This is a genomic window from Mycetocola sp. Y442, assembly GCF_056898615.1.
The window spans coordinates 1-11186 of record NZ_JBXHBV010000003.1; the positions used below are offsets into that span (position 1 = coordinate 1).

The following is an 11186-nucleotide window of genomic DNA, read 5'->3' on the forward strand; positions in this document are numbered from 1 at the left end:
ACTCACCCGTTCGCCACTAATCACCAGAGCAAGCTCTGGATCATCGTTCGACTTGCATGTGTTAAGCACGCCGCCAGCGTTCGTCCTGAGCCAGGATCAAACTCTCCGTAAATGTTTAATTGCCAAGCCACCCGAAAGCGACCGGCACATTGTTTGCGGTAACGAACCGGAATAGGCTCGAAAAACCGCGAGTTTGAAACTGACAGAACAAATCATTACTGACTTGCTTTGTTGTTTAAATGTTTTCCAAAGGAATCCGTAACCCAACCAGAAAAGGCCGAGTCAACGGGTATTTGGCATTTGACATTGTGCACGCTGTTGAGTTCTCAAGGATCGGATGCTCCCGCTTTTCACCCTTCCGGGCTGCTCCGCAGGGCAACTTCTCTACCCTAGCACCCTTTCTCAGCAGTTCTGACAGCATCCGAAGTGATTCGGAAGGCCAAAAGCTCGAGAGAGGAGCCAGGAATCCCACTATCAAAATAGCATCCGAAATTCGGAAGATTCTGAGAGTGGGAGGTGGTCCCGCATGAGGCCGGCGAGCTAAGCTCAGCCGCACCTTTGGGGTGACGAGTAGTTACTCTACGTTGGCTTTCGTCACTCCGGCAAATTGCACGTGCACGCCGGGCGTGTCGCCTCCTGACGCGCTCGCGCATCGAGGGCAAAGCGCCGCAATCTAGGCAATCTTCGCGTCGTCGTCCTCGTCGCCCCGGAGCATCCCGACCCAGCGACCGAGATACACCGCGCCCGCCTCATCGTGAATGAGCGTCGGGTGGTGCCGGACCGGGTACGGAGTGTCCGGAACCCCATCCGCCGGCCGGACGTCAACGTGTGCGACGTCGAATCCGTGCGCATGCAACCAGTCGGCCATGGCGTAATCGGTTCGAGAATCGCCGAGTGTCCGCCACGCCCGCGGCACCGCGCCCCCATCCTCGGTGAGCAGATCCAGGAACTTCTGCGCCCCAAGGTCCTTGCCGAGGCGCACTGACTCGATATCGGTCGAGATGATCGTCGGGTCGATGCGATAGGGAACCGCACCATCTGCGTCAGGGTGCCGTTCCGTGTTCCACTCGTATCCCAGGTCGAGGCGCTCGAAGACGTGAGCGGCATCCGCGTCAAAACTCTCGCGAACCGCGGCATATTCTTCCGCCGATATGGACGTCAGCTGCTCGACGGACACCATGGCGCGTTTGGTCTCGTCGAAGTACACCACCTCCGAGTACCGTGACTCGACGAGGTCCCGGATAGCAGCGCTGTACGAATCGGGCATCGCGAGCGTGGTGTCGACGGTGATCTCGCCCATTCCCTCCGGGGTGATCCGCGTTGTCACCGCGCCCTTCTCGCACACCGCCCACACCCTGGCTGTTGCATCGAGGCCGCGGGCGAGGAGTTGAGGTACGACCTGCTCTCTAATGAACGCATCCGAGCGGCCGGTGTTGAACGCAACCGGGATGCCGGCATTGGCCAACTCCACCAGATCACCAGCGATGCTCGGAATGGCGATGCTGCGGCTCACCGGGCTCGCAATCGGTCCGTCAACATCGAGCAGGAGGCCAAGGATGGGCGCGGTATTAGTCACCCGACCATTTTACGGACGGATACTGCAGCGGGGCTGTTGTCTCCTTGAGTTCCAGCCGGCTGGTCTTTCGCTGTGTGGTTTGCCAGACGTCGCCGCAGGCGCCAGCGTGAGCACCAGCTAGGGAGCGGGCTGCAAAACCACGTTGGGCGAGATACGAACCCAGTCATCCTCAAGGGCCGAATCGGGCATGGGCGTGCGGTCGTAGCGGGCCAGCCCCAGTGGGTAGTCAATGATGACCTCGTTTTCTCCGCAACTGAATCCCTCGACGTCGGGTGCCTGAACGAGCACGCAGACCCCGTCGCGGAATAATGTCGGAGTCGACTTGGCGAGGAAGTAAGACCGCCCCTCATACTCACCGACGAAACGTACCGACTCTGGGATAACGCTGCCGTCACCAACGCCTGGGAGCAGGTCCGCATCCGTTTGCGGTTCCGCGAGCTCCGCGTAGGCCGGCTGGGCGGCCGCGCACCCTGCCATGAGCAGCACAACGGTCGTGACCGCCCCCATACGCCACAGCGCTAGACGGGTCATGGGGCTCCTTCGCGTTGAGCCGACAGTAGCGGACCCGACGGCGACGGTCTACGACTAACCCCTCGAGGAAATGACAAAGGCCCCGACACCCTCTGATTTCAGGGGATTCGGGGCCTTTGTGGTGGCGGTGACGGTGGGATTTGAACCCACGGTGCGCTTTAGACGCACACAACTTTTCGAGAGTTGCACCTTCGGCCGCTCGGACACGTCACCGCCGTCGAGTGTAGTAGATCCTGGATGCCTGCGCGAATCGGGGCCGCTGCTCCTGCCTGCCGCGATGCGGTTCTGTCCCGCGCGGGCGGGGGCACCGGTGATGTCCGACGTCGAGGTTAAGCTCTGACCATGGCTAAACCGACGTCGACATTCAAATGCACCGAGTGCGGCTGGCAATCAGCGAAGTGGGCGGGACGATGCGGCGAGTGCCAGCAGTGGGGCACCGTCGTCGACGCAACAGCCGACGCCGGACAACGCCTCACGGCCACAACCGTCTCTGCCGACCGATCTGCTCGCCCAATCACCGAGGTGACCGAGGCTGACGTCTCGCACTGGCCGACCGGGATCGATGAGTTCGACCGGGTGCTCGGCGGCGGTATCGTGCCCGGAGCCGCAATACTTCTCTCCGGCGAGCCCGGCGTCGGAAAATCCACACTCCTGCTCGAGGTCGCCGCCCGCGCTGCAAAGGCCAAGTCACGTGTGCTCTACGTCAGCGCCGAAGAGTCGGTCAACCAGGTCAAGCTGCGAGCTCGCCGCACCGGAGCACTCAGCGACAACCTGTTCCTCGCCGCCGAGACCGACCTCGGCGTTGTACTCGGCCAGATCGACGCGGTGAAGCCCGAGCTCCTCATCGTCGACTCGGTCCAGACGGTGTCGAGTTCGCTGTCCGACGGGATCGCCGGGCAGCCGAGCCAGGTGCGCGAAGTCGCCCAGACCCTGATCCGGGTTGCCAAAGAACGCGGGCTTCCCGTGCTGCTCGTCGGCCACGTCACGAAAGACGGCAGCATCGCTGGCCCCCGCCTGCTCGAACACCTCGTAGACGTCGTGTGCCAGTTCGAGGGCGACCGCCACACGTCACTTCGGTTCGTGCGCGCGCTCAAGAACCGGTTCGGCCCCACCGACGAGGTGGGCTGCTTCGAGATGACCGGCGACGGCATCGCCGAAGTACCCGATCCGAGCACGCTCTTCCTCAGCAGGGGCATCACGGTATCCGGCACCTGCGTCACCGTGTCGATGGAGGGAAAACGCGCCCTTCCGGTCGAGATTCAGGCCCTCGTCCTTGAGACCAGCGCCCCAAACCCGCGCCGAGTGACCAATGGCGTCGATTCTTCCCGCGTTGCCATGCTGCTCGCCGTGCTCGACCAGCGGGCAGGAATCCGCCTCCACGACAAAGACATCTACGTCTCGACGGTGGGCGGAGTCCGGCTCAACGAGCCCGGCGCGGATCTCGCAATCGCCATCGCGCTCGCGTCCGCTGCACTCGGCTATGCAGTCCCCCATAGCTTCGCCGCGTTCGGTGAGATTTCCCTCGCGGGTGAGGTGCGGCCGGTCAGCGCTGCGCGGCAGCGCACATCCGAGGCGACTCGCCTGGGATACCGGACGATAGTGGATGCCCGCAGCGGCAGCATCCGTGAGGCGCTTGACGTTGCAAAGAAGTCGGCGGGAACCCCGTTCGACCGTGAACTCGACGCGGTGTTTTAGGCCGCAACGGACGCTGGCGTGATTGACCGATAAAACCGCTCGCTAAAGGGCGAGGACGCGAAGAATCTCGTCGGGCGTCGCCTGCATCGGATGCGGCCCGGCAATGTCAAAGAAGACGGTTTCGATGTCCTGTCCGTGCGTCCGGAGGAAGGTGTGCAGCCAGGCGCCGTCCTGGAGGCCGACGAACGGGGGCAGCGCGGCCGGCTTGTTGGCCGCATCGCTGAAGATCAGCAGGGCGAGGCGCCCGGTTTCCGGTTGCTTGTAGGTCCACACCTCACCGGCGTCGGTCGGCTTATCGCGCTGGCCAGGCTTCACAAGGGGGACGACCATCCTGTCGTTCCTGAGTGCGAAGGCGACGGCGGCCATGTCCTGCTGTTCGAGGGCTTCCGCGAGAACCTGTGACCGGAACTCCGGCTTCTTTTTCGGCATGCCTCTATCTTCGCAGGCGCGGGTCAGCCGGTAATCATGAACTGCTTGGTCTCGGCACTCTCGAAGCCGGCGACGGAGGTTGAGAGGTGGTACGACACACCGTCAGACGGAACCGGGGGGCGCTCCCCGTCGCAGGTCGTCGTACTCGATCGGGTCCTGTCCCAGGCGATCGGGGTGCTCGACGCGACAGACTGGGCCGACTCCAGCTGAACGACAGCATCCGCTGGCTCGACCTGACAATCAGTCGAAGTCCAGTAGACGTCGGTGCCGCTGGTGATGGTGAAGACCTGCTGGCTCGTGCCCACGTTGATCGAGCAGGCGTTCTTTCCCGTGTTGGTAATCTGCAACGACAACTGGGGAAGTTCGTTCGCGCCGTAACTCCCCTTATCGGTGATGGCCTCGACGAGCACGTTCTTTTCCGAGCAGTCCGTCACTTCGCCGCTCGCCTCTTCTGTGGGAGACGGCGTGGCACTCGGTTTCGCTGATGCGGTGGCCTTCGGCGTGGTTTCGAACCCGGACGTCGACCCCGGCTTCCAGATCACAAGCACGATGATCGCAATGACGGCGAGCAAACCGGCCAGAACAAGCAGCCGTCGGCGAACGTAGACGCTTCGCTTCTCTCGTGACTCCCGGGTGGCCATGGAATCAGGATAACCAGAGGCATCCGGAGCGCACGCAAGGACGCGCGGGGGGTCGCGATTGCGGCCCCCCGCGCGTCGAAGCGGTCAAGCGCTTTTTCTACCAGCCGAGCAACCGCCCGAGCCAGCTGATGATCTTCTTGATCGCGGCGATGACCTTCTCGACTGGACTGGGTTGCGCAGGCACTTCAGTCGGGGCAACAGTGAGAGGAATGGTGACGGTTGTTCCCGACTCCGCCGCCGTGATCACCACCGATGTCGGACCCGTCCCGGCTGGCGCCGTGAAGGTCACGGTTGCCGCCCCGTCCGTCACCGGAGCTGTGGCTACCGTCGTGCCGTTGATCACGGCGGTCACGCTGGTGTTGACCGGGCTGCCAAGCGAGGTCAGGTCGAGCTTCGACAGGTTCAGGGTGACCGAGGACCCGGCGGAAACCGGTCCGGCAGGGATGCCGGTGACCTGCACTGAACGACGGTCGAAGCTCGGGGAAACCGGGCTGTTCGCCGTGAGGTACGAGATCCAGGCGTCCCGGTCCACGAGACCGGAGTCCCTCGTGTCTGTCGCGCTGGTGAAGACGTGGAAGTTGTCCCCGCCCTGGAGCAGGAAGCTGAACGAACCGATGCGGTAACTGCGGCTCTGATCGATCGGTTCGCCGTTCACCGTGATACTCGTGATGCGGTCACCCTCAGCGCGCGCGGGATCGAACGTGTACGTCACGTTGTTCGACAGCCCAAGCTGGAGATACGGCCGTGTCGGCACAGCGCCGTCGGCGGTCCGCTGCCACTGCTGTTCCAGCATGACCTTGAACTGCGCGCCGGTCAGCGACGTCGTGCCCAGGTTGTTCAGGAACGGGAGCACAGCGTTTGCTTCGGCGTACGTGATGTCTCCAGCGTCGAGGTCTGCCCGCAGGCCACCGGGATTGACGACGCCGATTTCAGCCCCGCCTCGCTCCGGCGCCGCGAGCGAATCGACGAGGGCGTCGGCCACGAAGTTGCCGAGCGTCGACTCGGATGAGCGGTCATCGCGGAGCCCGTTGCTGAACGCCGTCGTAATCGGAGCCGTCGCGGTGCCGACGACCTGCCGGCCGATGACATCCGACTCGGCAATTGCGGATCGGACGATCCTGTCGATGACGGCCACCGCTGGGTACTGCGCGATCAGCGTTGCATCGTCTGTCGTGACGCGGGCGACGTTCTGCGCCGTGTAGCTCGCCACCTCACCCGTGAGCGTGTCGACCTGGAGCGTGATCTGGCCGACGAACTCACCATAACTGCCGGTCTGCAGGATCGGCCTGGTTCCCTCGCCACCGGGAACGGGAGCGTCCCACGCGTATCGCTTGTGGGTGTGACCGGTGAAAATGGCGTCGACCTCTGCGCTCGTTTCAGTCACGATGTCGGCGAACGCTCCACCAGCGGCGATCTCCTCCTCGAGGGTCGCGCCGTCAGGCGTGCCTGCCCCCGCACCCTCGTGGTACTCCGCGACGATAACATCGGCCTCTCCGTTGGCTTCGTCTCCATCGGAAAGCTGAGCGGTGACCCGGTTCACGGCGTCGACGGGGTCACCGAATTCGAGGCCGGCGATGCCGGCGGGCAAGACGAGCGACGCGGTTTCCTCGGTGACGGCACCGATGACCCCGACGGTGACGCCGTCCACCTCGAACAGCGCGTATTCCTGGAGCGCCGGTGTCGAGGTCCCCGCGTTATAAACGTTCGCCCCCAGGTATGGGAACCTCGCGTTCTGGCCGCCGTTCATCACGCGGTCGACGAGATCGTCATAACCCTGGTCGAACTCGTGATTACCAACGGCGGCCGCCGCGAGTCCGAGCGCGTTGAGCACATCGATCGTCGGCTGGTCCCGCAGGGCGCTCGAGGCGAACAACGAGGCGCCGATATTGTCGCCGGCCGACAGGAAGAGCGTTGACTCCGGGTCGAATTGGGCCTTGAGTTGCTCGACCGTTCCAGCGAATTTCACGGTGTTGGCGTCGATCCTGCCGTGGAAGTCATTGATGTTCAGCAGGTTCACCACGCTCGTCGGGCTGAAGTCGATGCCGACGAGCATGGGGTCGTGGTCGCTCGAACGGTAGGGGTCTGGCGAGTAGAAGTTGGTCGCGTTGTAGTTGTACCGCGAATACTCGAGCGCGATTGACTCCACGGAATTGATGTTCCAGATATCGGCATCCGTCACCAGCGAGTTAGCGGCGGGTGACGCGAAGACATAGTCCAGGGAACCGATCGCCTGGCCGAAGGTGTAGGTCTGCTCACCGGTCTTCGCTCCCTGGTTGATGTAACCGGCGGCTTCGATAACGGCGATCGGGTCTTCCCCGGCGTATGAGTTGAAGTCGCCGACGAGGAAAACGTTGCTCGTGTCGAGCTCGCCCGATACCTCGTCAGCGAAGTCGACAAGGGCCGTGGCCTGGCGGGTGCGGTCGCCGTTGTACGCGCCCTGGCCTGTGTCGATGTTGTCACCGGTGGCCCCTGAGTCGCTCTTCGACTTGAAGTGGTTGGCAATCACCAGGAAGGTTTCGGCATCGTCCCCGCCGGCGGGCTTGAACGCCTGCGCATCGGGTTCGCGGGCGTTGGTAAACGCGGGCGAGTCGAGGAGGATACGAGTCTCACCGACCGTCTCGACGGATGCCGTCTGGTAGATGAATGCGGTTCGGATCACGTCTTCGTCTGCGGGCACATTGGCGGGCGACGGCACGAAGTTCCAGACGTTACTCCCGGCTGCCGCGTTGAGAGCGTCGACGAGGACGCTCAACGCGTAGTCACGGTCCTTGCCGATGGACGCGGAGTTCTCGATCTCTTCGAGCGAAACCACGTCAGCGTCGAGCGCGTTGATCGCCGACACGATCTTGGCCTGCTGGCGTTCGAGGTTCTCAGCGTCGGCCGCTCCGCGAACGCCGCAGCCAGCGGCATCCGAGTTATTCACGGTGACCGGGTTTCCGGCTCGGTCGGTGTAGAACGTGCACCCGGAGCGGTCGGCGCCCGTGGTCGCAAAGTAGTTGAGCACGTTGAACGTTCCGAGGGTGATGTCGCCGCCGACATCTTCGGGCGCGTCGGTGCGGGTCTTCTCGAAGGTCACCGGCTGGACGGTCGCAGCGTTCTCCCCGGTGAGTTGCGCGGTCGGCTGGAACGACCAGCTGTCGAACCGGTAATCGAGCACGACGGGCGAGGTGAAGGTGACCGCGGCACCGACGCGAACCGGGGAGTCGGTGGAGAGGTACGGCAGCGGGATGTTCCGGTTCGCCCCGTTATTCGCGGAGGACAGGAAGTTTGTCGTTGCACCGTCGTCGAGAAGGACGAGTTCGGTGGCGAACCGCGCCTGGGCCGCCGCATGCTCTGCGCTCCCGGGCAGACCGAGGACCGTCGGGTTGACCAGCGGCGTCGACGAAGCGGTGAGCCCGATGGTTCCGAATCCGTTCGTGTCGTAAACGTCGGTCACCGTGTAGTCCCCGGCCGGCGCGAGCAGCATCCCCTCGAATGCTTCGCGCTCGGCGGCGGTTCCCGGGTATGCCACGGCTGCGGGCACCGGTGCCGTAGCCGGATCGAGCTGTGTGAGCCCGCCGGCCTCAACGGTGAGCTGGCTGAGCCCGTTGTATTCGCCGACAACGCCGGTCACTTCCACGTGCTGTCCTGCGGATACGTCGGCGACGGTCGACGGCGAGTAGATGAAGATTCCATCGGATGCCACGTGGCCGGCGAGGTCGCCGCCTGACCCGGGCGTCTGGATGTAATAGCCGTTGAATCCACCGGTCGCGTATGCGGCGGTCACGACTCCGGTCGTCGTGACCGTTGCGCCGACCCACGGGCTCGCGTCCCCGGTGCCCTGAACCTCAGCGATGCTGAGCAGTTCCGGTTCAGTCGGATCGGTCGGATCGGTCGGATCGGTCGGGTCAGTCGGGTCAGTCGGGTCTGTGCCGTCCGCGGTGCTCTGCGGTGTGATTGTCGCCGACAGCGTGAAATCGCTGGCGTTACTGTCGGTATCAGCGAATGCCGTGCGTCCGAGCGACTTGACGTCGGTGTTCCCGGCGGGCGCGGTTGCCGCCGCCGTCTCGAACGTGTTCGAGGTGCCGTACCCGAGCAAGTCGACGACCGCGGTGTTGCCGGCGACGTTCCCGACGGGCAGCGTCACCGCCGTCGGGGTGTTTGCGAGGATGATCGTCCCGCCAGCGCCGCCCGTGTTGATGCTGCCGCTCGACGCATCAGGGGTGGGAAGCGCGGCACCATTGGCGCCGTTGCTCCCGCCCGCGACGAGGTAATACCCGCCGGCGGCGATGGTGCCACTCAGCGGAAGCACACCGCTCGGCGCCGCTGCACCGGTCGCGGATCGGTACTGCACCGACCAGCCGGTGAGATCGACGGCCGTGTCTGTCGGGTTGTGGAGCTCGATGAACTTCGTCGAATACGCTGCTCCCGCGCTGCCGCCCGAAAGGTACGCCTCGTTGATCACGACTCCGGAACCGTCGGGGGCGGCGGCTGCCGGGAGAGCCGAAAGCGGAGCTACAGCGAGCCCCAACAGCGATGCGAGGGCGGCGGCGCGCCAGCCGCGTTTGGACAGCAACATTGATCTCCCTGGGGTGTTTTCACGGTGCCGACGCGTCTCTGCGAAGCGCCTCGTTGCGCCGTTGTCAGAGCAGTGCGGCCAACTCCAACTCACGTTAGAGCGGCCCAATTAACGCGTGATCACCGGGAAAGTAAACAGTGGGTAAAAGCTAGCGGCCCAGCGGAACCCCCCGCAAGAGTTACAACGGATGAGCAGGAGCGGCCGCATCGCGTCAGAGCAGTTTCAGCATCCGACTGTTGCCGAGGGTGTTGGGCTTCACGCGGGCGAGGTCGAGGAACTCGGCAACGCCCTCGTCAGTGGAACGCACCATTTCGGAGTAAATCACCGGATCGATGATCTCTTCACCGATCTCACGGAATCCGTTCTTCGTGAAGAAGGGCACCTCGAAGGTGAGACAGAAGAGCCGCCGAAGCCCCAGCTCGCGGGCGTCTTTCTCGAGCGTCTCAAGGATCGCCCTGCCGACACCGTGGCCGAGCCACTCCCTGGCGACGGCAAGAGTGCGTATCTCACCGAGGTCCTCCCACATGACGTGCAATGCACCGCAACCGATCAGCGTGCCGTCGGGGAGCGTCGCAACGCGGAACTCCTGCACCGCCTCGTAGAACACCACTCGTTCCTTACCGAGAAGGATCCGCTCGGCAACGAGGGGCTCGATGAGCTTCTGAATCGCGGGGACGTCGGAGGTGCGTGCACGGCGAACCAGGTATTCGGATGCTCCTGGTTCGGTCATGTCTGAAAGTTTAGTGACCTGTACTGTTTTCGATATGCGCCTCGGAGTACTCGACATCGGTTCAAACACCGTCCACCTGCTCATTGTCGACGCTCACCCGGGTGCGCGGCCGGTCGCGGAGGCATCACACAAATCAGTTCTCCGCCTCATGCGCTACCTCGACACCGACGGTTCAATCACCGAGGAGGGCATCGTCGCGCTCGTCGCCGCGATCGGTGAAGCTGCGCGGATCGCCAAGGGGAGCAACCTGGACGAGGTGCTGCCGATGGCGACCTCCGCTATTCGCGAGGCGACGAATGGCCCTGAAGTCATCGAACTGATCGAACGGGAAACCGGACTGACGCTGCAGATCCTCAGCGGTGAAGAAGAGGCGAAGCTCACCTTCCTCGCCGTTCGCCGCTGGTACGGCTGGTCGGCCGGGAACATTCTGCTCTTCGATATCGGCGGTGGCTCGCTCGAGATCGCGCTCGGTGAAGACGAGGAAGCTGACGTGGCGCTCTCGCTCCCCCTGGGCGCCGGGCGAACGACCGTCGGCTTTCTCCACGACGACCCGCCGACCGAGGCCCAGCAGGACGCACTCAGGCGACACGCGCGCTCGGTGCTCTCCGAGGCTCGGACCGCGTTCAAGGGTTTGGCAAAACCGACACACGTCGTCGGTTCGTCGAAGACCATCCGTTCATTGGCGCGGCTCGCCGGCAGCGTCGTCGACGGTATCGGTGGCGATGACCGAGCGCGACTGCGGCGGAGCCAGCTCGACGACTGGGTGCCGCGGCTCGCCCGTATCCCCGCGGCGGCACGGCCCGAGCTTCCCGGCATCACCACCGATCGGACGTTCCAGATCGTGGCCGGCGGCATCGTGCTCAGCGAAGCCATGGCCACGTTCGGAGTGCGCGAGCTCGACGTGTCGCCCTGGGCAACCCGCGAGGGCGTACTGTTGCGCTACCTCGACCACCTGAACTGAACATCCGGGACCGGGACCAGGAACTGAGCCGGGACCACCTCCCGGCGGGCACGACGAAGGCCCGG

8 protein-coding genes, 1 tRNA gene and 1 rRNA gene are annotated in these 11186 nt (G+C 64.1%); 2 read left to right on the plus strand and 8 right to left on the minus strand.

What is annotated here, in order from left to right:
• The 4 genes from AC1X6S_RS11560 to AC1X6S_RS11575 all read right to left on the minus strand — a co-directional run.
• Positions 1-112, minus strand: a 16S ribosomal RNA gene (locus tag AC1X6S_RS11560); the annotation flags it as partial.
• A gap of 561 nt (positions 113-673) precedes the next feature.
• Positions 674-1576, minus strand: a complete 903-nt coding sequence (locus AC1X6S_RS11565; protein WP_483405912.1) for a hypothetical protein — start codon at positions 1574-1576, stop codon at positions 674-676.
• A gap of 117 nt (positions 1577-1693) precedes the next feature.
• Positions 1694-2107 carry a hypothetical protein gene (locus AC1X6S_RS11570; protein WP_483405913.1) on the minus strand — a complete coding sequence of 138 codons (414 nt, stop codon included), beginning with the start codon at positions 2105-2107 and terminating at the stop codon, positions 1694-1696.
• Between the two features lie 122 nt (positions 2108-2229).
• Positions 2230-2320, minus strand: a tRNA-Ser gene (locus tag AC1X6S_RS11575).
• A 129-nt stretch (positions 2321-2449) separates the two neighbouring features.
• Here AC1X6S_RS11575 and radA point away from each other — a divergent pair.
• Positions 2450-3802 carry a DNA repair protein RadA gene (gene radA, locus AC1X6S_RS11580; RefSeq protein WP_483405914.1) on the plus strand — a complete coding sequence of 451 codons (1353 nt, stop codon included), beginning with the start codon at positions 2450-2452 and terminating at the stop codon, positions 3800-3802.
• A 42-nt stretch (positions 3803-3844) separates the two neighbouring features.
• Here the strand turns inward: radA and AC1X6S_RS11585 are convergent, their stop codons facing one another.
• The 4 genes from AC1X6S_RS11585 to AC1X6S_RS11600 form a co-directional block, all read right to left on the minus strand.
• Positions 3845-4231, minus strand: a complete 387-nt coding sequence (locus tag AC1X6S_RS11585; RefSeq protein WP_108391840.1) for an SseB family protein — start codon at positions 4229-4231, stop codon at positions 3845-3847.
• 23 nt (positions 4232-4254) lie between these two features.
• Complete coding sequence (locus AC1X6S_RS11590; RefSeq protein ID WP_483405915.1) at positions 4255-4872, minus strand: hypothetical protein; 618 nt, start codon at positions 4870-4872, stop codon at positions 4255-4257.
• 97 nt (positions 4873-4969) lie between these two features.
• Positions 4970-9430, minus strand: coding sequence for an ExeM/NucH family extracellular endonuclease (locus tag AC1X6S_RS11595; RefSeq protein ID WP_483405916.1), 4461 nt, complete (start codon positions 9428-9430; stop codon positions 4970-4972).
• 211 nt (positions 9431-9641) lie between these two features.
• Positions 9642-10160 carry an amino-acid N-acetyltransferase gene (locus AC1X6S_RS11600; RefSeq protein WP_483405917.1) on the minus strand — a complete coding sequence of 173 codons (519 nt, stop codon included), beginning with the start codon at positions 10158-10160 and terminating at the stop codon, positions 9642-9644.
• 34 nt (positions 10161-10194) lie between these two features.
• Here AC1X6S_RS11600 and AC1X6S_RS11605 point away from each other — a divergent pair, with 34 nt between their 5' ends.
• Positions 10195-11121 carry a Ppx/GppA phosphatase family protein gene (locus AC1X6S_RS11605; protein WP_483405918.1) on the plus strand — a complete coding sequence of 309 codons (927 nt, stop codon included), beginning with the start codon at positions 10195-10197 and terminating at the stop codon, positions 11119-11121.
• Positions 11122-11186 lie beyond the last annotated feature (65 nt).

Coding starts and splice junctions, on each gene's coding strand:
- AC1X6S_RS11590 (WP_483405915.1), bottom strand. CDS start 4,872: ATGGCCACCCGGGAGTCACGAGAGAAGCGAAGCGTCTACGTTCGCCGA.
- AC1X6S_RS11570 (WP_483405913.1), bottom strand. CDS start 2,107: ATGACCCGTCTAGCGCTGTGGCGTATGGGGGCGGTCACGACCGTTGTG.
- AC1X6S_RS11585 (WP_108391840.1), bottom strand. CDS start 4,231: ATGCCGAAAAAGAAGCCGGAGTTCCGGTCACAGGTTCTCGCGGAAGCC.
- radA (WP_483405914.1), top strand. CDS start 2,450: ATGGCTAAACCGACGTCGACATTCAAATGCACCGAGTGCGGCTGGCAA.
- AC1X6S_RS11605 (WP_483405918.1), top strand. CDS start 10,195: ATGCGCCTCGGAGTACTCGACATCGGTTCAAACACCGTCCACCTGCTC.
- AC1X6S_RS11595 (WP_483405916.1), bottom strand. CDS start 9,430: ATGTTGCTGTCCAAACGCGGCTGGCGCGCCGCCGCCCTCGCATCGCTG.
- AC1X6S_RS11600 (WP_483405917.1), bottom strand. CDS start 10,160: ATGACCGAACCAGGAGCATCCGAATACCTGGTTCGCCGTGCACGCACC.